Source organism: Candidatus Poribacteria bacterium (genome assembly GCA_021162805.1).
Classification (GTDB): Bacteria; Poribacteria; WGA-4E; order B28-G17; family B28-G17; genus JAGGXZ01.
In genome coordinates, this window is sequence record JAGGXZ010000125.1 from 1 (window position 1) to 24675 (window position 24675).

Sequence of the window (24675 nt, forward strand, 5' to 3'; positions counted from 1 at the left end):
CACCCCTTCACCCGTTCGGCGGAGCGGTGTAAGACGCCCGCAGCTTTAAGCGGCTCTATGTTGACCCGCACGCCGTAGTCCCGGTTCGGTCGGTAACCCTCCTTTACGATCTCGTTCACCCTTTCGCACACCCACTCGCTTCGGCTCCGAACGGAGAGAGCATGGGGGTTCAGGAGTTGATCAAGCTTCCCCTCAAGCCCTCTCAACGCCTCGAGCCGTGAGCGGGAATCCTGCAGACTGCGTTCTATCTCACGCTGCTCTCTGAGAGAACGATCCTCCTGACGAGCTTCGAGAAGCTGTCTCTCGTATCGCTCCACCTCCCTCTCGGCGCCCTCAAGCAAAGGACGCAGATAAAGCGTGCGTATCTTTGGGATGGTGTCGGCGTCGAGCTTATGCCAGTGGACGAACCATGCCCCCACGAGCCGCTGTCCCCTGCCCTCCGTCCGGGCCTCCACCTGCCAGATGATCGGACGCAGGCGATAGAGTCCGGTGTGGTATCCTGCGAAATCGTCGGCGAGCCAATCCTCAAGCCGTTTCCCCAGTGCGCTCTCGATCTCCCGCTCCGCGCCGTTACCATCGCCGAACAGTTCGGTAAGCTTCCCCCGAACGCGCTCGGCGAGCCCCTGCTCCAGCCGTCCATCGGCCGTCGACTGGCCGAACAGCGGGACGATCCCGTCGGGGTCCTCCCTGATCGCCTCGTGTGCGAGATAATGGATCAAGCGGCGGATATGTTCCTCAGGAGGCAGGAGGCCGGAGACTGGAGGCCGGTCCTCGTTTTCCGCTTCCTCGGTTTCCTCGACGTTTTCCCCCAGCTCGGCTTCGATCAGGGCGCGATCCTCATCGGAGATGTCGTAGAGCCGGTAGACCTCGTCGTCTATTCGTTTCTGGATCTCCTCGATCCTCGTCCGAAGCCTCCTCTCCCACTCGATGCAGGCATCGGCGAGGGCGAGGATTCCACCCTCCTCGAGATCAGGCGGGTTTTCGAGGCCGAGCGTTATCCTCCAGGGGAGGTGAAATCCCTTGCCTACTTCGCTCCATCGGAAATCCTTTGAAAGCGGATGGTCCGTCCTCGGAACGGCCACCTCCTCATCCCACTGTCCCCTGAGGGCATCCCAGATCTGAAGGAGCCAGGGTTTGATAAATACCGTCGAGATCTCATCACCTGTTGTCCACTCTCTCAAAAGATCTCGGCCTTCTCGAGCAAGAGAAGCTAAGAGAAGATTACCAAAAACACTTTCAACTACAGGTAATCGCGCTATTAACCCTACACCTACATTCTGAATGTTCGGATCAATTAAGACAGTAAGAATCATGGTCAAAGGGGTTCGCAACCATGCCAGAAATGACCATTTTACATCGGAATTCTCATGAAAAACGGCGTGGTATCCACAAGCAAAGATAGTCCCGCTCGGCAAGTGATACACATTAAGCCGTAGTTTTATTGGCGCATCAGTCCATGCCATTTTGTTAACCCACGCCAGCCCCTCGCGGAAGTAGAAGGATTCGTTGCGGATGACGGCGTTTGAGAAGTTGCGAATCTCCTCCCCATCGTTCCCCCAATTCACGACGAGTTGGATGTCGTGGAAAAAAGGTTTACCTCCCTTGGCGAAGGGGACCCACCTTTTGCCCTGGAATGTCTCCTCCCGGCTGGTGGCGATCTCATCGGCGGGGACCTCCCACCAGCAGCGGGTGAAGCGGAGGTCGTCGCTGGTCTGTAAACCCACCTTCACATCGGCGATCTTCGGCTTGTCAGGCATACCGGCAACATCGCGGTCGAGCGGCGGGAATCTTTTGAAGAGCTTCCTCAACGATTTCGGCGCCCAGTACGCATACGGGCTGCCCGGCGCCTCCACCAATTCGCCCAAAGTTACCTTGAACACCACTTTATCTCGCATCTCTCACCTCCCCCCTGTCCATTCACCTGCCTTTTGTATTCCTTGGAGGCTTCACACCTGATCTCTCCATGATATACCTTATAGCTTCACCCGTCCGATCTATACCAGCGCTACAATGAACGAGGACAGGTTTAGGCAAACACTCGAACGCCCGGTAAATGAGATCAAGGCTCTCCTCCAGTTCCCGCCACCCTTGTGGGTCATGGGCAGGGTCAGTGATGGGAATGTGTTTCACCGTCAAGCCTCGCTGGCGATATCGCTCGATCAATCCGCCTGGGACCCCGGCATAGTATTCCAGTTGTTCATCGGTCAGCAGGCAGATGATGCTCTTTATACCCATCTCCTTGACGCGGTCTATCCACTCGTCCACCGTTTCAAGCGATACATCCCTGTCCGGATATCCGGGACGATTTGACCGGGCCAATAGGCCCTTTTTAACCCACTTTGGTTGCCTCATCACGCTCCCTCATGTTTTGCGTTTCTTCCATTACCTTTCCGTTACCTTTGCGTTACTTTTGGACAACGCATAGCGTAAAGATTTGCCTGTGCCCTCTTGCACTAGAAGACCTCGCTGGACTAGATCGTTCAGTTCCAGATAGGCCGTCTTATTGGAAACGCTGTTTACCTGACGATACTCGCGATTGGTGATACTACCTTTTTCCTTAACGTAAAGCACCGCCTTAATCTGCCGCTCGTTCAGCCCCAGTGAGCGCAGGTGGTCTTCGGTCAGGATGTCCTGGCGGAAGGTGAGCCACAGACCACCCATGCGCTCCTCAAATTCGGGTTCGGGCAAATTGGCATCCGCACACTCGTCCAGGATCTTCTGGATGCCACGACCCCATTGCTCGATCAGGCCCGCGTAGTAGAATATCTCGGCGATCTTACGGTTGCGCGGTTTGGAAGGATGAGGCCCCTTAAGTTGCTCCACACTCAATGGGGGTGGAAGGCCACCGGGGTTGAAGAACACGATGCGGTCGTCATACCACCACACCTGGATGTGCCCGGTATCCAGGTAGTCGCGATGGCAGACCGCGTTGGTGATGGCTTCCCGCAGAGCTTCCAGCGGATACTCCCAGATGACCTCCCGCGCAGGCTCACCCACAAACTCGAAGCGGGTCTGAAGCCGCTCCCGGAAGTAAAGCATTGTGTTTTCCACCTGATCGAACAGGGTGCCTCCAATGAGGCGATCATCTACGATGAGAGTCGGCGAACGAAAGCGTCCGATTTTAACCCTGGCTGAGGGATAGAAACGCTGGGGATCTTTGCCGAACAGCAGCACCGCCGCCCGAAGCAGTTCCCCTTCCCGTAACAAACCCAGTTTCTCCAGCACTGTGCGGTCATCCTCGTTGGGTGGGATTGGACGGCGTTCCTTTTGATTGCACAGGGCGCGGAAGCGCTTCAGTTGTTCAGGGTCCAGGTCATCGAGCGTAGCTCTCGGCTCCACCACCTCGTCCCAGGTCATACCGACTTTATCCAAAACCGCCCTCGTCAGGTCCTCCTCGGTCATCCGTCGGGTGCTTTTACCTACTCGTTTGAAGTATCGCCCGCGACACGGCACCGGTTTCATCGGGCTCTCAAGCACGCGGATGAGCACGATCGCCTCACCCTTATAATCCACCATGCTTATCTGTGGGTTCATATGGGTTGCCTGGGCGATCCTGTTAGCCCAGTCACGCAGAGTCTCCTTGCCCAGCGTGATGCCTTTCACCGTTCCGTCGTCGCGCACACCGATGAGCAACATGCCTCCCTTTGTGTTGGCGAAGGCGGAGATGGTCTCCAGGGCTTCATTATCCAGGTTCTCCTTAAACTCCACCACCTCCGATTCGCCTTCCTGAAGTAATTTCTCCAGCTCCTCCTGAGTCATTTAATCCCCCTCCCCTGCTTTGTATTCCGACAACGCTTCTTCGAACTTGATCCGTTTCTCGTCCCAATCCCATTTTGTCAGGCGGAAACAGGTGACAGGGTGCTCACTCCAGTCCACTCCGTCATTATCATGGCGTTTCCTCAAGGTGAAGGCGGCGTAGCGTGCGGTGGCCTCGTCCAGAACGTTGAATCCGAGATCCAGGAGCACCTCCATCAGGGCGTCCCCACGCAGTATCTCCTCCCTCAACTTCTGGAACGATTTGAGAAACAGGAAGGTTCTCCCGGTGAGTGCACCGACATAACCGCCGGACTTGGTGAGTTCTATCGCCTGCTCGATGAAGGCGGCGTAGTAGTCGCTGTGGGTTCTGGGATAGTGTTTGCGGGCGTATTCCTTGCAGGTCGAGGGCATCGCCCCGTAGGGCGGATTCATCAGCACGATCTCATAACTATCTGAGAGCACCTCCACCAAATGGACGGCCTGTTCCGCATCGAGGCCGAAGAACAGCGAGCCCATATCCTTCCTCTCGGCAGCCTGTCCGACAAAATCTTTGATCTTCTCCACGATCTCATCCACTGTCATCTCCTTGGGTGGGGTAATTTTCTGATCTCCCAGGGTCAACTGTCTTTCGGGCTCGGGGAAGAGGAAAAGCTGTTTCTCCCTGCGTTTGAACTCCTCCACGCTTATCCTGCGTCGTTCGAACAGGCGCTCAAACGGTTGGCGGATTTGAAGCAGCGAGCCCAGCTCATACGCGTTCTCGCATGCCTTGAGGGTCTCATCCGCGATCCGCCTCAGCGCGGGGTCATAGTCGAATCGGTCGAGAAACTCCTCCCGTCGTTCGCCGTCCACGAATCGGATGTCGGCGCAGACGATGTTGATTCTCTTAAGCTCGAAGCGTGCATCGGGATCGTCTCCTCTAAGATCCTCAAATGCCTTACGGGCTTTGAGGTAGAGGGCTGTAGCGGCGATCTGACATGCCCGCAGGTCTATATCCACACCGTAGAGGTTTCTCTCCAGGATCAAAGATGGAATTCTCCATGGAGGCGACTCAGGCCTCTCCTCCCGCCACATCTTCAGAAGCAGATCGAACGATCCCAGCAGGAAATGCCCGCTGCCGCAGGCGGGATCGAGAACCTTCCACTCGCTCACAGACGGCGGAAACCCCTCAGGCGAACGGAAATCGTTTCGCACCGGGACGAGATAGTCGAGCTCGTGGCGCAGGGATGAGCCGGGGTGTCTCTCCAGCCAGAGTCGGCCCAAGGTGTTATGGACGAGGAACTTAACGATCCAGCCGACGGTGTAGAACTGGTTGATGGGAGGGATATCGTCCGGTTTCGGATTGCGGCGTAATCTCCTTCGGATCTCCTCTCTCTCCTCGCTGTTGAAGAACTGATACGCCCATCCCAGGGTTTCATACTCATTCCATAACCGTTCCGGCACCTCCTCCAATACCCGCCGTAGCTCCCTATAGGCGGGTAGGCGGGGCAGCAGAAGCGCGTAGGGGTCGGTCGATCGGAAGAGGATGGGGATCTGCTCCTCCATCTCGGCGAACGCCTCCCTCAACGCCTCATGCGCCAGACGCTCCGGTTGAACCGCCAGGTTGGGATCGGCATCGGCCAGATCCCTCTCCCGTCTTGAGCGATCTCCGTATTCAGGGCGGGTCAGAACGGTCTCCTTGATAAGCCCGGTGGCTTCCGAGACCCGCAACGCCAAAAATCGGTTGAGTAGGGTGAAGGCGGCGTGTTTGAGGTATCGTCTGCGCGCCTCGGCGTAATCCCCGGACTCCCGGTTCAACGCCTCCTCTATGACCGACCGCGTCTCTTGTCTATCGGACGGCACGGAGATCTTCCTGTCGGAAAGCAGGCCGTGAAGCCGAAGGAGCTCGTCCAACTCGGATTCAAGTATCCTGCGACACTCCAGGACCATCCTCCTGATTTGAGCTCTTTCCTCGCGATCCATAGCCCTTAATCCTCCTTCACCCTGGCATCCACTCGTATCCTCACCGGCCGATTCACCCGTCGTAGATAACGACGCAGCTCGTCGAAAAGCTCATCCAGATCGCCCTCCCGTTCAAGGACACGTCTGAGGGAGAGGGGTTTCGGGAACTCATCGGTCGGAGGGATCAGAGCGTTTAGACGATCCTCCACCTCCCGACGGATCTTCTGGATGAGGGACGGCTCCAGGGAGATAAGCGAGCGTCGGCAGATCGGACAACGAAATGTATCCTCGTCCGGCATCGGATCTGAGGCGTCGCAGATGAGGGACTGGATCGGCTCAAGGAGACGTTCGGCCTCATCGGGTTTATACTGGAACGCCTCATGTCCTCGAACCATCTCCAGCGCTTGGTGGACCGCCTCCTGGAAACGGCGGTGAGCTTCGGCGTAATCGGAACGATACCGATCCAGCAGAAAGGAGTAATCCTCCTTCAGCGATCCCCATCGGTTCGGAAGATCGAGGGCAGTCAACCCGTCTCTCAGAAGCCTCCGACGTTCCTGAGCTTCGCCTGAAAGGAAGCTCGCCCAGTCCTCGGTGGCATCGGTGAAACGGCGCACCCGCCGGTATCCGTCGAACGGGAAATCCTTCAGCTCCCGTATGGACCGCATCTTCTCCGAGAGCATTTCGGCGATCTCCAGGAACTGACGCAACCGGGCGTTGGGATCGGAGCGTTGAGAGATCTCGGCGAGGAGATTTGATATCTCCTCGCAGGTTCGATCGAAATGATCTGGCAGGCCGTTATCCCGGCAACGGATGGCCAGTTGTCGTGCCTCCTGACCCCACCTCTGGGCCTGTTCGCCTACGATCGCCGCTGTGCGCTCGAAGGTGTCTCCGCCCTGAACGCTGAAGATAGAGGAACATAGCTCGCTTGCGCGCCGCCAATCCACCTCAGGGAGGAGCTCGAAGGTGGCCCTCTGGAAGTCGCGGGTGCCGGCGAAGATCGGGCAGGCCTGTGGGTCGGTGGGATCGGTGAGCAGGCGGTTCTGATATTTAACTCCGACAAGTCCCGCCTTGAACAACGTGGCGATGAACAGGCGTAGCAAGCGAGGGTCCCAACCATAGGGGGCCTTCTCGAAATGCTCCGTAAGAGCTCTGCCCGAAAGATCTGCGCCCATCCGTTTTCGGCGATCCAGCTCCGCTTTGACCGTGGCCAACAGCCCGGAGTCATGGCTGATCCGCCCGGAGTTCGATATGAGGTTGAGCTGGACGTATATGCTCGGGAGAGCCGTCCCGGGACTCCAGTTGAGTATGGCGGCGCACTCCTCCTCCCTGGCCGGTCGTCTGTCTATGAACTCGGTGTAGAGCCGATCTGCGATCTCTCTGAGGTGATGACGCAAAACGGAGCTTATATCCGTCCCGGATGGGCTCACCTCGCTTCCTGCGATGAGGAGTTTCCCGCGAAGAAATGCCCGGCGGATGAGCTCAGGGAGACGGACCTGTTCGAGGTTTCGCGTCTCACGATCGATGCGGGAGCGATACTCCTCCTGTTGGGATGTCAGCGATCGGTGTCTCCACTGATTCAAGGTCTTCTTAACGGCGATGACGCGCTCCAATATCCGTCTGATTTCCCCCTCCTCACCCGCTTTCCAGAAGATCGTCTCAGGCTCGAGGACGCTTCTTTCGAGGATCTCATCCTCCGTCAGATCGGCGAACGGCGTGAATAGCTCCACCTTCAGCTCCCCCTCACGGATCGGTTCACCGTCCACCGAGAGGGAGACATCCAGCCTGCGCCGGATCGTCCCGTGTTCGTATCGGAAATCCCTCAATATCACGCCGATGAGCTCCACCGTCTCCTTCTGAAGCTCGGCCGGGGTAGGCCAATTTTCACGGACATTCCGCTCCAATGCGTGTTCGGCTTGTGTGAGCAGACGATATCCGCCCTCCTCCTCCACCACCCAGCCTTTCTCCTGTAGCTTTTGTAACCCCAGTTTCACCTTCTCCTTCAGGGATCGAAAGTCAACGTCAACCCGATCCACAAGCGTGGAGGATAGGTTCTCCACGGAGCAGGGGAGACGGGCTCGAAGATGTTGAAGCAGGAACAGAGCCTTTGCTATGCGGACGATGGGAAGACCATTGATATCCCCAAGTTTTTCGATCTCCTCCATCAGGCGCACCTGCTCCGACTGCAGGTCGGGTTTCAGGGCATCATAGAAGAGATCCAAAGGCACAAGCCAACCGACCTCTTGCTCCGCTCCCTCGGTGATCCCTCCCTCTCCGGTCAGGATTGCCTGGGTGAGCTTCAGCATGGATCGTTCTGAGCCGCTCAGCTTTCGCGCCTCCTCTATCGAACCGCGCATCGCTCCCATGATGTTCTGTATGAGCTCGACGGCATAGGGATGCAGCGGATACTGCTCGACGAACTCCCTTTCACCGTGTGAGCCTGGGAGCAAAGCGGACAGAAGATTGCCCTGGTGTGAGCGATACATGTCCGAGAGCTGAGATGCTCCCTGAGGGGTTTTCGCCAGCAGGCGCTGGGCGATGACGATCTGAACTTCGGTCGGCTGTAACCCCAGATGGACTCGGAACCGATCGCGCAGCCATTCCAGCATCTGACGGTCGGAGGTCAGGCGGGAAACCATCTCCGTCAGAGCCTCTTGAGCGGTGGCGATGAGCAGGACCTTTCCCTCTCCCCCTTGAACTACCTGTTCGGCCAGAGAGTTGAGATCGGTAAGGCGCTCGACGCTATCGCCGATGTAAAGCCCGACCTCATCGAGCAGAACGACCAGTCGTCCATCGGTCGGATTTAGCCTTTCCGCCTCATCCCGAAGCGCCTGGACGACTTGGGAGGGGGTGATGCCTGAAAAGCTCTCCTTGCTGTTTCGAATGGCTATTCCGACGGCCTCCTCATCCCTATAGCGGTCGGGAAACAGATCCGCCAGAGCCTTTCGAAGCACCGTCTCCGCGTTCAACCGCCTTTCATCCTCCCAGGATCGGCCGAAGTTTTCCTGCACCCATCTCCTGAACTCCTCCCATTTGCCTAGACTCTGGATCTCCGTCTCCCATGCGGCGACCCAGAACTCCGGCGATAGCCCTTTCTCCCTCAGTAAATCGCGGTAGATAAGCCTGCTGAAGGTGGGACGGCGGGGATTTTGAGGATCGCAGTCCAGCAGGTTGATGTAGATCACCTTCACCCTGAACTCCTTGGTCAGAAGGGGCAGAAAGCTTTCCACCCCCAGCTTTCGACTCAACAGCTCGCTGGAGGAGTGGGTTTGTCCGTCGTTATCCCGGAGAGGACGGTCTTCAAGCAGGTAGCCCAGGGCCTTCAGGAAATGGCTCTTACCGGAGCCGAAAAAACCCGATACCCATATGCAGACCCGCTCAGTAGCTCCCCGACGCGTATCGAGGAGGACATCCAGTATCTCGCGAGAATAACCCTTAATCGTCTCTGTCGGCACATATTCGTCCATCTCACGCCAGACCTTCTGAGGGTCATGGTCGGTGATCTTCACGACGGTTGTGATCTCACGATATGGATCTCTCTGAAGCAAATCCTTTATCGCTATTGGATCACCTCGCCTCTGTAATATCCGCCGTGTGGATCGGCAGGAGGGGCATCTAGCATCGCCCCTAAGGTGGTGCCCGGATAGGGCAGAACCACCACACACGATATCTGTCCCTCCATCATTGAGAGAAGCGATGATGGTCGAAGGAAGGGATAGAGCGCTCCCATTCGAAGTAACACGACCACATCTTGGGATGATGATCCCGACAGAAACCCCTGAATGGCTTTCACTATCTCATAAGGCAGATACTCCGAGAGGCGTTCCTGCAACTCGGATCTATCCTGTTCCCTCTCCAGGAGCTTCAACCGTTCCGAAAGCTGGGAGGGCGGACAACCCAACAGATCGAGGAGCGCCTCCCGGAACATATCGGTAAGCGAAACACATTCTGATCTCCATCCACGCTTGAACAGACGTTCCGCCAGAAGACGGAACTGTCGAAGCGCTTCACGTTCCTCGGAGGGGGGATATTGAACCCGAAAGAAGGGTATTCCATCCAAAGGACGGTACGTACCCTTCAATGTGCCCTCTAATTTTCCCTCCAACTCCCCTATCACCTCATGCCAACCCATGATACAGCCACTCCTCAGGGTTTGAAAACTGAGGTTGAAACTCCACGATCCCCCCAAGCCTTTGGTAGCGCCACCATCCTCGCACCCCTCCTTCCGAGAGCAGTTCCTCCCGGAGTTGATCGGTCAGTTGCAATATCTCCCATATTTCATCGCGCTCGGCCTCCAGAAAGGAACCTTCACGTTCCCACAGCCACAGCAGGAAGAACGCGAAAGGTTCGGGTAGGAGCCACAGACGTCGGATTTCGTTGCGCGGATGACGTTCCATCAATCCGAAATGTCGTAGCAGGGCGATAAACCCACGTGACCATCGCAGACGGAGGTAATCCGACCATCGTCCGAGCTCGGGATGTCTCGTGCTGAGCTCGAGGAGGTGAGCGGCCACCTCGCCGCTTGTAAGGCTTGGCTCCCTTTCGTTCAGGCGTTTAATCACCAGATCCCGATAGCACCGCTCCACAAGCGGATCGCTGCGCACGAAATACGGGAACAGAATTTGAACCTTGGCTGCGTCTGAGATGTTCGAGCGCATCGCCAGCGCCACCGAGCCGACGGGAGGAAGACCGAGGTCCTTGAGGAAGACTCGCCTGAAAACGCTCAGCAGATCTTTGATAAAGTGCTCCGAACTTTTGCCGAGCAGATTTTCCTCAAGAGCTTGTTTCCTCAGGAGCTTGTAATCATGATGCTCGGCAAACGCTTCGAGAAGACGTCTCATCTCATTCAGAGCCGTCCCGCCTCTTTGCAGATGGGCTTGAAATTTGGGTTTATCCTCCACCTTTCTCCCTCCTGTATGGCCTTAAGAAGGCAATCCCTTGGGTCGGAGTAGAACGCCAGATCCAAACCGGCGAGGATCTCCGGGGGGATATGGGGTATATCTTTGGCGTTGGCGATCGGCACGAGCACACTTCGAGCGCCGTTTTCCTTAGCCAACTGGACACACTCCGCCAGATCGCTCACCGGAAGCACTCCGCCTTGAACGGTGATCTCACCCAGAACCACGGTGGCGGGTCGAACATGTCTGCCGACCAAAGCCGAAAAGAGCGATACGAAGAAGGCCGATGCCGTCTGGCTGCCCTCCTTAGCCTGCATGAGGTTGACTATCTGGAAATGCACGTGAAGGTCATCGAGGGATCGGTCTATGGTAAACCGATGGACGTTGCTGCGGAGGTAATCGTAGGCGGTTCGAACGGCCTCTCTCATCGCCCTACCCGCCGCACCCGTCACCGTATAGCCGCTGCCCTTCATCAACGCCACTTCCACCCTGAAAAGCGCGTAACGCTGGCTTTCCAGATCAAGTCCGACCGTAAACGTGGTTCCAGGAGGTAGTGGATCCGACGGGATAACATCCGCCTCACCCTGTTCCGGAAGGAGGACGAACTTTTCATGCCCACTTTCCACATCTTGATAGGAGAGAGAACTGTTCCAATACTCCACCCCACCCATCCGCTTCAACTGCTCTTTCACCCGTCGTCGCAGTTCCAGAGCTAGCGTCAGATACTCCTCCAGTTCGGCCTTCGTGTATCCAAGGTCGGGATGAAGCAACTTGATCAATCCCGAAACGGTCTTGCGGACAGCCCTTTCATCACGCTTGTTTAAAGCCTCACCGAGCTTGAAGTGTTGATCTATGACATCGCCGAAACTTAGTTTTCGCAGTTCCCGAAAAACCTCGGCTAGATAGTCTATAACCAGACCGAAGTGAGATGTGAGCAAAGCGCTGGACATCTTCGGGAATTCCCAGCCAGGGAGATAGGCATGGAAGCGGTCGAGAAATGCAAGGTCCTGCATCTCCGACGGGAAAGGGGTGAAGAGATGACTGGTTCGAAGGGCCACTTCCACATCGGCGTTGATGTTCCCGATGAAAACGAGTGAGGCCAAAGCTATGATCTCCTCCCTGCCGCGGCTGAAGCTTCCGGACTCCATGTAGTCCTTGAGCAGGTTGATCGCCTGCGGATTGGCCAGACGGGTAAGCCCGGCCACCTCGTCGAAGGCCACCACATCCCATAAACCGACGAGTCCCATCCTCCCACGCCCTATGTGTGAGATGAAAAGGCTCGGCACCGTCACATCGCCGCCGGAGACCAAAATGGCGTATGGAGATATCTCCCTGTAGACATAGCTTTTTCCGGTCCCACGCGGGCCGAATTCAACCAGGTTGTAGTTGTTCTCGACCAGAGGGATAAGACGGACGAGGTAAAGCATTTTGAGCCGATCCGGCATCACCGCAGGCTCAATTCCGACGCTTCGCAGCAACAGATCCAGCCATTCCCCTCGTGTGAATCGGGATCGTCTCTCCTGTACTTCTCTCAGCAGGTTTCCTGAGGCGAGCTGAATGGGTTGGAGATTCCGTATCAGAAACGGGCGTAATTCGCCCTTGTGAACCAGTTGAGGATCGTAAGCGAGATCTACAATGGCCCATACTCCCCCACCCAACATCCTCTCATATCTCCCAACTAAATCCTCCTCGATATGCACCCGATCGATCTGGAGGTTCACCAGATTAGCCCAGTATTTATCTTCCGTCTCCACCAGACGTACTTTAACCTTGTCTATAAGCCGGTAATGTCCGCGCTCGCGCACCTGAGATTTGAACCATTCCGATTGATCCGGTCGGACGTAGTTTTCAACAAGGATTCGTTTAACCTCTCTCAGCCCTGCCTCGATCACGCCCTCATCGGCGGATGAGCAATACTTGCCCAGAAGATACTCCAGAACGTAGGCGGGCACATTGAGCTGTCCCTTGAGGTTGCTGACGAGATCCTTCCTGACAACTCTACCGGGGAAGAGATTTAAAACCTTCTCGTCCAATCGGTTCATAATCCACCTTTATCCAAGATCATACCCCTATTTCCTTAGCTAGCAGCCTTCAACCTCATATCCCTGTTGCTTGTTCTGACGCTTCCCTTTCCCAGCAGCCTCTCCACCCTTTTGAGAAAAGCCTCGTTGGGGGAGACGCGATAGCTTTTAGCTGCTATCACCACCTCGCCTATCTCCTCTCTGTTGAGCTTCAAAAACAACATACATTCCCCGCGATTGTTGGCGCATATCTCCTTGAGCTGATCCAGAATTCTCCTATGCAGCTTGGTCGGTGGAATGGAGATTTCCACGGCGGTGGTGAGCTTCTCCCTGACCTCGGCGAGCGGATGGATCTCCGTGGCCTGAATCTGCTTCTTGACGATCACCTCTTCCTCTTCCTCATCCGCCGTTTCCCCTCCGTTCGATCTCGCCGGCTTCACCGTACCCCTGAGCCATATGAGCTTACCCTCTTCGAGATGCTCGGAGCATGCCGAATAGGTGTCGGGGAAGACCACCACGTCGGTCACCCCCTCCAGATCCTCCAGCGTGAGAAAGGCCATCATGTCGCCCTTTTTGGTGGTTGTGGTTCTGATGGCGGATATCATGCCGGCGATGAACACCTCGGCGCCGTTTGAGAGCTCGTTCAGACTCATGGTTGTGGCATTGGTGTAATCCTCGATCACATCCTCATATATCGAGAGCGGATGTTTCGAGAGATAGAACCCGAGCATCTCCCTCTCATACGCCAGCGTGGTCTCCTCGTCCCATGGCTGTGCCTCCTCCAGCTTTTCCGTTGTGGCGGCGAGCTTAGGGGCGAAATCGAACATGGTCATCTGCCCGATCTGCTTATCCCTCTGTCTCTTCTGAGCGGATTTGATCGCCCGCTCCAGCGTCGCCATATATTGAGCCCGATGTCCGCCCAATGAGTCGAAGGCCCCGCATTTTATGAGGCTCTCTATCGTCTTGCGGTTTACGGTCTTCAGGTCGAGCCTCTGACAGAAATCGAACAGGGATTTGAAGGGCCCGTTTTTACGCTCCTCGACGATCGCCTTTATGGCGTTATCGCTGACGTTTTTAACTGCGGAGAGGCCGAATCGGATCTTCCCATCGCCTACCACGGTGAAGCCCACATCGCTCTCGTTTATGTCCGGCGGCAGCACCTCTATTCCGAGCTTACGGCACTCGTTCATGTAGTTGACGATCTTGGCGCTATCACCCGCCTCGCTTGTCATCAGGGTGGCCATGAACTCCTCGGGGTAATGTGCCTTCAGGTATGCCATCTGATAGGACAGGATAGCATAGGCGGTGGTATGAGCCTTGTTGAAGGCATATCCGGCGAACGGCTCTATCGAATCGAAGACCTGGCCGGCGACCTCAGCCGAGATGCCCTTTGCCTCTGCTCCCTTGATGAACTTCTCGCGGTGTTTCTGCATCTCCTCCGGTTTCTTCTTGGCCATCGCCCTTCGCAGCAGATCGGCCTCTCCGAGGGAGTATCCGGCCATCGCCTGAGCGATCTGCATCACCTGCTCCTGATAGAGGCACACCCCATAGGTCTTTTCAAGTATGGGTTTCAACACCGGATGCGGATACTCCACCTCCTCCACTCCAAGCTTTCTGCGGATGTAACTGTCCATCATGCCGCTCTCGATCGGGCCGGGGCGATAGAGGGCCGGGATGGGGATGAAATCCTCGAAGCTTCTCGGCTTGATCTGCCTGATCACCGCTCGCATCCCCGCTGATTTTTCAAGCTGGAATATGCCTGCAAGCAGCCCCTTGCCTATCAGATCGTAGGTATCGGGATCGTCAAACGGGATCTCATCGAGATCGATCTTGATTCCCCGTCTTTTCTCGATGAGCTTGATCGTGTTATGTATCTCCGCAATCGTCTGGACGGCCAGGAAATCGAATTTGACCATGCCCACTTCCGTGAGCATGTCCATATCGAACTGTGTTGCGACCCGATCGTGTTTATCCTTGAAAAGCGGCACATGTTCGATGACCTCACCTTTGGAGATAACTATCCCGGATGCGTGGATGGAGACATGTCTCTTTATCCCCTCAAGCGCTCGAGCGATCCTGAACCATCTCTTATATTCCTCCCTCTCGGCCAGCTTTCTAAGCTCAGGTGATTCCTCGAAAGCGTCCTCCAACTTGATTCCCAGCGTGGAGGGGATCAGCTTGACGACTCTATCGACCTCGGAGAGCGGTATCCCCAGGGCTCGGGCTACATCCCTTATGGCAGCCTTGGCCTTCATCTCATGAAATGCCGCCACATGCGTGACGCTGTTACGTCCGTATTTTTGGATGAGGTAATCTATCACCATCTCCCGATGTTCGGGACAGAAGTCCAGGTCTATATCGGGCATCGTGACGCGCTCGGGATTGAGGAACCTCTCAAAAAGCAGATCGTATTTCAACGGATCGAAGCTCGTCACCCCCAACACGTAGAGAACCAAGCTGCCACCGCCCGATCCCCTGACGCTTACCGGAAATCCCTTCTCACGGGCGAACCGGACGTAATCCCAAACTATCAGGAAATATCCCGCGTATCCGGTCTGCTTGATTATGTTCAGCTCATGCTGAAGCCTCTCCTTGACCTCCTGTGGTATCTCGTCGCCATATCTTCGCCTTGCGCCCTCCCAACACAGCTTCTCCAGATATGAATCCGGCGTGTACCCTTCGGGCACCTCGTAGTCCGGAAGTATGGTTCCGCCGAACTGGAGATCAACCTCACATCTGTCGGCTATCAACAGCGTGTTGACAAGGGCTTCTTCGGGGAAATCGGACATGACACGCCGCATCTCCTCCTCGCTGCGAAGATGGAACCCCTCTCCCGAAAATCGGAGTCTATTGGGATCATCGAGCACCTTGCCGGTTTGAATGGCCAGGAGCACATCATGTATCTCGGCGTCTTCCGCCTTAACATAATGGGAGTCGTTGGTCGCCACGAGCGGGACGTTCATCTCCCTGGCGAGCTGAACCATCACCGGCATGACCTTACGTTCGGTCTCCAGGTTATGATTTTGCAGTTCCAGGAAGAAGTTATCCGGTCCCATAATCTCCTTAAACTGCGCTATGACCTTTCTGGCGTCGTCCACCCTGTTCCGGGCGATCAAGGTGGGGACCTCGCCCTGGACGCATGAGGTCAGGGCGATCAGCCCTTCGCTATACCGGGCCAGGAGCTCCTTATCTATCCTCGGATGGTAATAAAACCCCTCGATATACCCCATCGAGACCAGCTTCAACAGGTTCTTGTATCCCCTTAGGTTCTCGGCCAGGAGTATCAGGTGATATGAGCTTTCCTTCTGTGAATTTCTGCCCCCCTTCTCACCCCTTTCGAACCTGCTTCTGGGGGCCATATATACCTCGCAGCCGATGATGGGTTTGATGCCCGCCTCCTTGGCCTTAAGATAGAACTCTATGACGCCGAACATATTGCCGTGATCGGTTATAGCCATAGCGGGCGAATCGTTCTCGACGGCCCAGCTGATCATATCCTTTATCCTACATGCGCCGTCAAGGAGGCTATATTCGCTATGAACGTGGAGATGAACGAAGTTGGCGCTGCTCATGCCTAAGCTCCTTTCCTCCTACCAGGGTTAAGACAATCTTGACACTGTGGGATTTTGAAATCGATCATGGCTCCGAAACAGAGCTCCGAGGAGAGGATTTCGACGTCGAATCCCTCCAGGACTTTGGCAGTGCTCTCTATCCTCGATAGGTTTTCATCTCTTCTACCCTGTTTTTCACATAGCTCTTTAGCCTTCGCCAAGGTCTTCTTCGCCTCTTCGATCCTGCCCAGGCATATGAGCGTTTGGGCTATGTGGAGGTAGAGTTGTGCGGAGTGAATGGAGTCCTCACCGACGGCTTCCAGACCTTTCCGGTAGAACTGAAGTGCCTTTTCAAATTCCTGTCTCTTCCAGCTTATGCTTCCCAGATTATCGTATGCTTGGAATTTAAGCTCAGGCTGATTCAACTCATCGGCTATCTCTAAGGCCAGCATGGAATATCTCTCGCCGTTTTCCAGGTCGTTCTTTCGGATATATGCGTCGGCGATGTTGCCGTAGGTCTGGCCGAGCTCCGGCCGGGCGCCTATCCGCTCGAACACATCGGCCGCTTTCTTATAGTATTCCACGGCCTCGTTATATTTCTCTTTAAGTGAGATAAGGGCACCGATGGCGTTGTAAGCATCCGCCATTCTCTTCTCAGCGCCCGCCCTTTCGGCGATTTGACTGGCCTTGGTGATGTACTGAATTGCACCATCTATATCGCCCTTGTTTTTAAGGATCACCGCCAGATTTTGCAAGGTCACGATAAGACCATCGGCATATCCTATCTTCTCCTTTTCTCTGTAGCTTTTGAGGAGATACTCAGCGGCTTCATCCAGTTTCCCCATCAAGGAGTGCACCATACCAAGGTTATTATAATACTGGGCGAGCTGCATGATATCGCTGATCTTCTCGGCTATCCGTATGCCCCTTTGATAGAACTCCAGCGTTTTATCCGCCTCTCCCAGCCGATAGTAGCAGTTTCCTAAGGATCTGTAGGCATTGCTCAGCACATCGTAATTTTCCGTTCCCTCCACCAGCTCGATCACCTTCGAGAAGGTCTCCATGGCTTTGGGGAAATCCCCCTGGCTGTAATGGAGCCTTCCGATGGCGTTGTATATCCTCGCCTCCTCCGCTTCATCCATCTCGACCTTAAGCTCATCCAATGCTTGCTGGAAGTATTCCATCGCCCTATCCCACTCGCCCTTCTTCTCGTAAACCAACCCGATTCTCCTCTTTATCGAGGCCCTAAGGGGGGGAGAGGCTGCCGTCTCAAGCCTTTTGAGATAGTATTCGATGGCCTCATCGTATTCCCCCAAGATCTGAAGGACATCGCCTAATCCCTCATGGATCTCATCCTTGTACCCTTGATATTTCTCGGCCTCCTCATCTGTAAGCTTTTCGAATCTCTCCAGGCCAGCCCTGTAGAAGCTAAGGGCGTTTTGGTTGTCGTACAACATCCTGGCCTGATGTCCGGCGAGCGTGAGATATACGATGGCTTTGGGATGTTTATCGCTTCGTCCGTAATGATGGGCCAATATTCCGTAGAATCTCTCTATCGACTCCCGATAAAGCTCCTCTATACAGTCCCCAACCTCGCCGTGATACCTCCTCCTGTCCAGTACCGTGATACTGGAGTAGGTTATGTCATATGTGACTATGTGACCGAAGGCGTATTTCTCCTGATCGGAGGGGTGGATCATATCCAGAGCGCAGAGCTTATCCAGGTGATCATCCAGCTTCGGCACATCCGATGCGAATCTGTTCAGAATCACATACTCGAACTCCCTGCCTATAACCGAGGACTTACGCAACACATATTTCGGGTTATCCTCGAGCTTATCGATTCTGGCGTTGATCACCTGTTCGAGCGAATCCGGAACCTTTATCTCCTCAACCCTCCCCCGGATGACCCATTTCCCATCTGTCTTGACCAGGATCTTATCGTCGATCAGCGATCTGAGCACCTCCTCCATGTAAAACGGGTTGCCATCGGCTCTCTCGAGGATCATCTCCTTGAGTTGATCCCCATCCTCAAGATCTATGAGGGAATCGAGGAGCTCTCGGCTGTCATCGGGCGAGAGTTTCTGGAGGAAAACCTCGGTGTATGTGTCAGGGATCTTTTTAGCAGCGGCCTCACCTATGCCCCAACAGGGGTCCGTCCTTTCAGGCCGGTATATGCATAACAACATGAGGGGGAATTCGGGGGGAGTGGTTTCCATCATGAAGAGGATCAAATCAAGCGAGAGAGGGTCTATCCAGTGAAGGTCATCCAGGGCGACGACGAGGGGTTTACGTGCGGATTCAGCCACCAGCAGATCCCTTATCGACATGAAGATCCTATCGCGCAGCTGTTCCGGATCGAAGTAACTGATCACCTGGGAAAACTCCTCCGATCTAATTGAAAGCACATGGGCGATAAAGGGCGCTATCTCAGATACCCTCTCCGGATGATTTGGGAAGACATCGTTCAGCTTCGTCCTGATCTTTGAGATAGCGCTGAGATCTTCTTCCTCCTCTTTGATATTGAAGTATCTTCTCAGAAGGGGTATAAACAGGGAATAGCCGATCCTCTGCGTATGTGGGAGACATGCCGATTCGATCCAGTTTATCCTGCCGGATATGGCATCTCTGAACTCCCGTTTGAGCCTCGATTTTCCCAGGCCGGCCTGGCCTATAACGCAGACCATCTGTCGTTCGGGCCTCTTTAACCTCTCGGCGGCCTCCATCAGCAGGTTGAACTCATCATCCCTGCCGATCATCTCAGTCGGGTTGAGCTCCTTAACGCCTCGTTTGGATTCCGGCCTCTTCTTTCGACCGATCACCTTGTAGACCATCACCTTCCGACCGCCAACCTCCACCTCTTTGAGAGGTTTAAAATCGAAGAGAGCCCTCGTGAGCCTGTAGGTCGATTCGCCCACGATGAGCTCCCCCGGCTCGGATATGTCCTCCAATTTTTCCGCCAGCTCGACCGGCTCTCCTATGACGGTGTAATCCATCTTCAGTCCGCCCTCAACGCTTATGTTTCCGATCGAGACTCTGCCCGTGTTGATGCCTATATGGATGTTCAACGACGGTGTTCCGAACTCCTTCGACAGCTCCTTGCTCAGCCCCTTTATTCTCTCCATCATCTCCAGCCCGGCCGTTATCGCCCTTTCGGGATCGTCCTCGTGGACGACGGGGGCCCCGAAGATGGCCATGATCTCATCGCCGACGAGCTTATCAACCACGCCCTCCCATTTGTAGACTATCTTGCCCAATTCCTTATGACACCTGTCTATAACCGCCGCTATTATATCGGGCCTGTTGCGGAACTTCTCAGAGAGGGCCGTGAAGCCGCTCAGGTCGGAGTAGAGCATGGTGACGAGTTTCCTCTCGCCCTCGATTTTGCTCTTGGAGTTCAGGATCTTATCCCTGAGGTAGGTCGGGATCGACTCCTGAATTCGAGCCAGCCTCTCATTCTCGTCCTCGGCCAATACCTCGATCAGCTCGGCCTCCTTCGTCTTATCCACCACCTCATATATCGGCACGGGCTCGGATATTCCCTTGACCCTCACGGGCGGAAGGGGATTGAAGATGAAATACTCCTTGGATTTCTCATATGTATAAGGACTGACGATGATCTGATTGTTTTGTGCTTGATCCTTCAATCTGGCGGCGAGGTTGACCGTATCTCCTATCACGGTGTTATCGGTGTCCAGTTCCGTCCCTATGGTGCCGACCCATGCCCTGCCTGAATTTATCCCGATATGCGCCTCGACCCCAAATCTCTTGACGGTCTCGACTATCTCCATAGCGGCGAGAATGGCCCTTGCGGGATCGTCGGAATGTTGCACCTTAGTGCCAAAGGTCGCCATGAAGAACTCTCTGATGACCTTATCCACCACCCCGCCGTATTTGGAGACTATGGAGTCGAGCTCATTATCCAGTTGGCTTTTGCGAAGCGCTATCTCCTCGAGCTCGTCGTGAGAGCCCGTTTCCCTCTTAAACCCCCCGATCTTAGCGAATATAATCGTAACCGGTTTCTCCGCTCCCTTGCCCTCCTGCATGGAGAGGGATATCCGCTCCGCATCCTCCGCGCTTATGCCGAGCTGTGAAAGCCCCTCGCGATCCTCCATAACCAACACCTCGATTATCTATGAGGATTGATGACGGGGAAATTTTAACCCTTTTATCGGGGGAAGGTCAACCCCCTGTGTTTCTCTGCTATCTCCCCCGCCAGTCTCTCAAGCGATTTGAAGTCCTCCTCTTTTGGATATCCTCTCACCACGACCGGCTCTAGGAACTCAACCTTCAGGTTGCCCAGCATCCCCTTCATCCCCTCAAGCGCCTTGCTTCCCCATCCGTAGGAGATAATGGCGGAGGCGAATTTGAGCTTTGGTCTCAAGGCGTTGACCAGATAAGCGGCGTAGACAGCTAGGGGATGAGGGCCCACGAGAACAGCCGGAGTGGCTATGACAAGGGTGGCCGCATCGACCAGTGAGATGGCAAGCAGAGGCTATCCTCATGCCATTTCTTGAGCCTTATCTCTTTGTTTCGCGAATTTCCCTCTCAGGCCGCATGATATCTCTCACTCTATCTACTGTCTCCTCCAATTTTTGAGAAGTTCTGTCCTCAGAATTTCATCGCTCATATTATCGCTGAGTGCAGCAGAGATTTTTAAAGCTAACGTCCGCCTCCCGGTATAGGTCATTTATTGTCATTTGTCGTCATTTATCGTCATTTAAATGACGGTTGAGCGGCGGACAATTGGCCGATATATATCATTAAGGGCGATGAAAATCTATAAGCTTTTTGACCCTTCTCCTCACAGGTTGGCCGGGGAATATGAAGGTTTCCGACACCTTGACTGGTCCGACCCCCGGGGCCAGCCATTTCACCGTTTGATATTTCAGCACATTCCCTTTCCTCAGAGAGGTGTTCTGAAGTATAAAGCTTTTAACGTTCTCGTTGGATGCGTCGATTCTGATCCCCTCGACAGTTAGTTTCGTCCCCTCGATAAGCTTGATACATTTGTAAATCCTACCGCCTCTAGCGTCGGGGATCGCCTCTTCCTTTTCAGCCTTAAAGGAGCTTATCCAAAGGACGTCTATATCGATCGTGTATCTTCCGATCTGAGGGATCAATCCGGTTATCCTAACCTTGCCATTTGTCCTTTCGTCCCATCTGTCCCCGACCTTAAGCGGCTCTTTGATTATTGTAAGCGGTTTCAACGGTGTGACGGTTGAGCTTTCCACATCATATGATGAGCTTTTCACCAGTTTGACTCCCTCTCTCTCCGGAAGCAGCCATGCCTTTTCGACTATCCTGCTGCCGTTCTCGGCCTTTCTGACTTCCTGGATGAAAACCCGTTTGCCGTCTATCCTGTCGCTTCGGGGTATCGTGACGATCTGGACGTAACTCCCACCCTTCTCCTGAACCTCGTATCTCCATCTCATGCCGAGTTTTACCGGATAGTAATCGAGGGCCCACGTGAGGGAACACATCACAAGAGCTATGACCGATAAGGTCACCTTCAAAGCCCATCTCCCCTTCATCCGAACACCTCCCGATAGAATCTCTCCCTTACCTCGGTGATCCCCTCCTTCATGGCGTCGGGGTGCACTCTATTGGTAAGCAATATCCCTGCCATCTTCCTTCTGAGATCGATCCTTATGGATGTCCCTGTGAATCCCGTATGGTATAGTGAGCCATCATCCAACAGGATCCATCCAATTCCTCTCGACTCGTTCAACCCTGATGTGTGGCATTTTGAGTACACATGAAGCGATTCCTCCGACAGCAGATCACCCTCGAAGATCCCTATGCAGAACTTCGCCAGATCCTTCGCCGTCGAAAAGAGGCCGGCGTTGCCCGATACTCCTCCGAGAAAGAGGGCGTTTTCGTCATGTACCTCCCCTCTGATGACCCAATCCTCCACATCTGGCTGCGACGGCCTGCGATATCCCGGACGTCGCTTTCTCAGGCTTTCCGCCGACTCGGTGGGCGCGCATCTGGATCGCAACTCAGGAGGTGGGTTAAAGAGGGTATCCCGCATATCCAGTCTTTTAAAGATCACCTCGTGTGCCAATCGATCGAGTCCATCTCCGCCGATCTTTTCCAGCACCTTTCCGAGAAGTATGTATCCGAGACAGCTATAGACCACCTTCGATCCCGGTCGATACCGGAGCGGAATGGAGCCGAGATATCTAACCACATCGTCGGGATCCTGCAGTTCGCTGTAAAGTGGCCTCCAGGCGGGCAACCCGGACGTGTGGACGGCCAGGTGCATGATGCTGACTTCCCTGTGTCCGAAATCCGATAACACCCCGTGAGCTTCCTCCTCCAGCGAGATCTCCCCCTCCTGGACCATAACCATCAGGAGCGTGGCCGTGGCTATAACCTTGGTGAGCGAAGCGAGGTCGAATATCGTGTCCTCCTCCATCCGTTCATATCGGGGCAGAATCGATCGGTTGCCCACAGCGTATATCCTCACCTGATCACCGTTTACCAAAGCGGCAACTGCTCCCGGGAATACGCCCGATTTAACGCCGTCCAGAAGGATCTCCCTTATATCCATTGGAATATCTCCCCGATCGACGATCGAGATCATTATACGATTTTCCGACCTCGACTTTCAACCGTCCGTTCGGATATAATTTTAACGGAGGTGAAGAGATGGGAGAGATGACGCCGAGGGAGAGGGTTTTGACCGCCCTCGCCCATGAACAGCCCAATCAGGTGCCGAAAACGGCAGGGTTTACGCCCCATCTCTATAAGGTCTTCCGCGAGAGGACGGGGGCGAGCGATCCTTACGAATATTTCAAGATAGAGATCAGAGGCGTCGGTTTTAAAAGGCCTAAAAGAATCCCGGATTTCTCCGTTTACTTCGATGAGCCGCCGCTTCCCAACGCTTCGGTCAATGAATACGTCATGGCCAGAAGATATGCCGAGGCGGGCGTGGATATGCTCCTCACAGGGGATGATGTGGGGATGCAGGACAGATTGATGATGAGCCCTCAGATGCGGCGGAGATGGCTCAAACCCAGGCTGGCGAAGGTCATTCAGGCGGGCAAGGAGATCAACCCTAAAGTCCATATCTACTATCACTCCGACGGCAACATCGAGGATATAATCCCCGATCTCATCGAGGTAGGCGTGGATATCCTGAACCCCGTTCAACCAGAGTGTATGGATCCGGTCAAATTGAAGAGACTCTATGGGGATAAGCTGACGTTTTGGGGAACGATCGGAACGCAGACTACGATGCCCTTCGGCACGCCCGAGGAGGTGAAGAGGGTCGTCCACGAAAGAGTTAGGACGGTCGGCAAGGGGGGAGGTCTGGTTTTGGCTCCCACTCACGTGTTGGAGCCGGATGTCCCGGGGGAGAACGTGATCGCCTTCTTCGAGGCGGTCGAGGAGACGAGGAGGTATTACAGAAAATGAAGTTCCTGGTCACAGGAGGCGCCGGGTTTATAGGATCGAACGTCGTCGACGGATTGATCGAGGCCGGGTACGAGGTGGTCGTGGTGGATAACCTCATAACCGGCAAGAGGGGAAACGTAAATCCAAAAGCGAGGTTCTATAGGGTGGACATCACCTCGCCGGATCTGGAGGAGGTTTTCGAGAGGGAGAGGCCCGATTACGTCAACCATCACGCAGCCCAGATGAACGTCCGCAAATCGGTCGATGATCCGATGTATGACGCGAAGGTCAACGTCCTCGGATCGGTCAATCTGCTGGAGCTGTGTCGGAGATATGAGGTCAAAAAGGTTATATATGCCTCAACGGGAGGGGCGGTCTATGGCGAACCGCTATACCTTCCGGTTGACGAGGATCATCCCGTGAATCCCCTATCGCCGTATGGGGTTACCAAACATACGGTTGAGCATTATCTCTATTTCTACGGCGTTAATTACGGACTAAGATACACGATCCTGAGATATTCCAACATCTACGGACCCAGACAGGACCCGCACGGTGAGGCGGGGGTGGTGGCCATCTTCACGGAGAAGATGCTCCGAAATGAGCGTCCCACCATCTTCGGAGATGGGACACAGACGAGGGATTACGTCTACGTCGGAGATGTGGTGACGGCCAATCTGCTGGCGATAGATAAGGGGGACGGCGAGATCTACAACGTGGGAACGGGGGTGGAGACGAGCGTCAACGAGCTCTTCAAGCTTTTAAAGGAAGCGGTCGGGGTGGACCTGGAGCCCATCTACGGCGAGAGGAGATTGGGAGAGGTCTATAGGATCGCCATCACCAACGACAAGATATACCGTGATTTCGGCTGGAAGCCGCAAACTCCTTTGAAGGAAGGGCTCCTCAAAACGATCGAGTATTACAGGAGGAGAGGGAATGCCATCTCCTGATTTTGAGAGGTTTACGCCCATATTTCCCTCGAGTGTAGGTAGGGGCGAAAGATTTTTCGCCCCATTGGCTTTACAAAAGGGGTCATCTCTGTTAAAGTAAGAGCAAATCCAAAAGAAGAGGTGACCCCATGGATAGGATATCTCAAATAGAAGAGAATATCAA

At 54.7% G+C, this 24675-nt stretch carries 15 protein-coding genes; 2 read left to right on the forward strand and 13 right to left on the reverse strand.

The features are described 5' to 3' along the window. From J7M22_09725 to J7M22_09785, 13 genes are all read right to left on the reverse strand, one after another. Positions 1 to 1895, reverse strand: a 1895-nt coding sequence (locus tag J7M22_09725) for a hypothetical protein (protein MCD6506887.1), incomplete at its 3' end; no start/stop codon positions are given. Between the two features lie 22 nt (positions 1896 to 1917). Beyond that, entirely contained in the window at positions 1918 to 2352 is a 435-nt protein-coding gene (locus tag J7M22_09730; protein ID MCD6506888.1) for a dual specificity protein phosphatase family protein, read from the reverse strand. Positions 2353 to 2382: 30 nt separating this feature from the next. After that, a complete protein-coding gene (locus tag J7M22_09735) occupies positions 2383 to 3759 on the reverse strand; it encodes a putative DNA binding domain-containing protein (GenBank protein MCD6506889.1) in 1377 nt (458 codons plus the stop codon). Then, positions 3760 to 5715: a hypothetical protein gene (locus J7M22_09740; protein MCD6506890.1), complete on the reverse strand. Its 1956-nt coding sequence runs from the start codon at positions 5713 to 5715 to the stop codon at positions 3760 to 3762. A 5-nt stretch (positions 5716 to 5720) separates the two neighbouring features. Then, positions 5721 to 9239: a BREX system P-loop protein BrxC gene (brxC, locus tag J7M22_09745; protein ID MCD6506891.1), complete on the reverse strand. Its 3519-nt coding sequence runs from the start codon at positions 9237 to 9239 to the stop codon at positions 5721 to 5723. An 11-nt stretch (positions 9240 to 9250) separates the two neighbouring features. Beyond that, positions 9251 to 9823: a DUF1788 domain-containing protein gene (locus tag J7M22_09750; protein ID MCD6506892.1), complete on the reverse strand. Its 573-nt coding sequence runs from the start codon at positions 9821 to 9823 to the stop codon at positions 9251 to 9253. Next, positions 9810 to 10592: a DUF1819 family protein gene (locus J7M22_09755; GenBank protein ID MCD6506893.1), complete on the reverse strand. Its 783-nt coding sequence runs from the start codon at positions 10590 to 10592 to the stop codon at positions 9810 to 9812. The genes J7M22_09750 and J7M22_09755 overlap by 14 nt, the downstream gene beginning before the upstream one ends. After that, complete coding sequence (brxL, locus tag J7M22_09760; protein MCD6506894.1) at positions 10538 to 12631, reverse strand: protease Lon-related BREX system protein BrxL; 2094 nt, start codon at positions 12629 to 12631, stop codon at positions 10538 to 10540. The genes J7M22_09755 and brxL overlap by 55 nt, the downstream gene beginning before the upstream one ends. A gap of 35 nt (positions 12632 to 12666) precedes the next feature. Then, the gene (locus J7M22_09765; protein MCD6506895.1) at positions 12667 to 16182 is read right to left on the reverse strand and encodes a DNA polymerase III subunit alpha; all 3516 of its coding nucleotides are present in this window, start codon (positions 16180 to 16182) and stop codon (positions 12667 to 12669) included. A 2-nt stretch (positions 16183 to 16184) separates the two neighbouring features. Then, entirely contained in the window at positions 16185 to 20276 is a 4092-nt protein-coding gene (locus J7M22_09770) for a tetratricopeptide repeat protein (GenBank protein MCD6506896.1), read from the reverse strand. 53 nt (positions 20277 to 20329) lie between these two features. Then, entirely contained in the window at positions 20330 to 20593 is a 264-nt protein-coding gene (locus J7M22_09775; GenBank protein MCD6506897.1) for a hypothetical protein, read from the reverse strand. A gap of 331 nt (positions 20594 to 20924) precedes the next feature. Continuing rightward, positions 20925 to 21695: a hypothetical protein gene (locus tag J7M22_09780; protein ID MCD6506898.1), complete on the reverse strand. Its 771-nt coding sequence runs from the start codon at positions 21693 to 21695 to the stop codon at positions 20925 to 20927. Next, a complete protein-coding gene (locus J7M22_09785) occupies positions 21692 to 22717 on the reverse strand; it encodes a beta-lactamase family protein (GenBank protein MCD6506899.1) in 1026 nt (341 codons plus the stop codon). The genes J7M22_09780 and J7M22_09785 overlap by 4 nt, the downstream gene beginning before the upstream one ends. 107 nt (positions 22718 to 22824) lie before the next feature. On the opposite strand from J7M22_09785, the gene J7M22_09790 reads away from it, so the two are divergent. Together J7M22_09790 and J7M22_09795 are read left to right on the forward strand one after the other, a co-directional pair. Continuing rightward, on the forward strand, positions 22825 to 23583 hold the full coding sequence (locus J7M22_09790; GenBank protein MCD6506900.1) for a hypothetical protein: 759 nt from the start codon (positions 22825 to 22827) through the stop codon (positions 23581 to 23583). Beyond that, positions 23580 to 24512, forward strand: coding sequence for an SDR family oxidoreductase (locus J7M22_09795; protein ID MCD6506901.1), 933 nt, complete (start codon positions 23580 to 23582; stop codon positions 24510 to 24512). The genes J7M22_09790 and J7M22_09795 overlap by 4 nt, the downstream gene beginning before the upstream one ends. Positions 24513 to 24675: the final 163 nt, after the last annotated feature.

Bases quoted from the DNA above. Each gene is read 5' to 3' on its own strand.
- J7M22_09730 (MCD6506888.1), bottom strand. From the start codon at position 2,352: ATGAGGCAACCAAAGTGGGTTAAAAAGGGCCTATTGGCCCGGTCAAAT.
- J7M22_09735 (MCD6506889.1), bottom strand. From the start codon at position 3,759: ATGACTCAGGAGGAGCTGGAGAAATTACTTCAGGAAGGCGAATCGGAG.
- J7M22_09740 (MCD6506890.1), bottom strand. From the start codon at position 5,715: ATGGATCGCGAGGAAAGAGCTCAAATCAGGAGGATGGTCCTGGAGTGT.
- J7M22_09750 (MCD6506892.1), bottom strand. From the start codon at position 9,823: ATGGGTTGGCATGAGGTGATAGGGGAGTTGGAGGGAAAATTAGAGGGC.
- brxL (MCD6506894.1), bottom strand. From the start codon at position 12,631: ATGAACCGATTGGACGAGAAGGTTTTAAATCTCTTCCCCGGTAGAGTT.
- J7M22_09765 (MCD6506895.1), bottom strand. From the start codon at position 16,182: ATGAGCAGCGCCAACTTCGTTCATCTCCACGTTCATAGCGAATATAGC.
- J7M22_09770 (MCD6506896.1), bottom strand. From the start codon at position 20,276: ATGGAGGATCGCGAGGGGCTTTCACAGCTCGGCATAAGCGCGGAGGAT.
- J7M22_09780 (MCD6506898.1), bottom strand. From the start codon at position 21,695: ATGAAGGGGAGATGGGCTTTGAAGGTGACCTTATCGGTCATAGCTCTT.
- J7M22_09785 (MCD6506899.1), bottom strand. From the start codon at position 22,717: ATGGATATAAGGGAGATCCTTCTGGACGGCGTTAAATCGGGCGTATTC.
- J7M22_09790 (MCD6506900.1), top strand. From the start codon at position 22,825: ATGACGCCGAGGGAGAGGGTTTTGACCGCCCTCGCCCATGAACAGCCC.
- J7M22_09795 (MCD6506901.1), top strand. From the start codon at position 23,580: ATGAAGTTCCTGGTCACAGGAGGCGCCGGGTTTATAGGATCGAACGTC.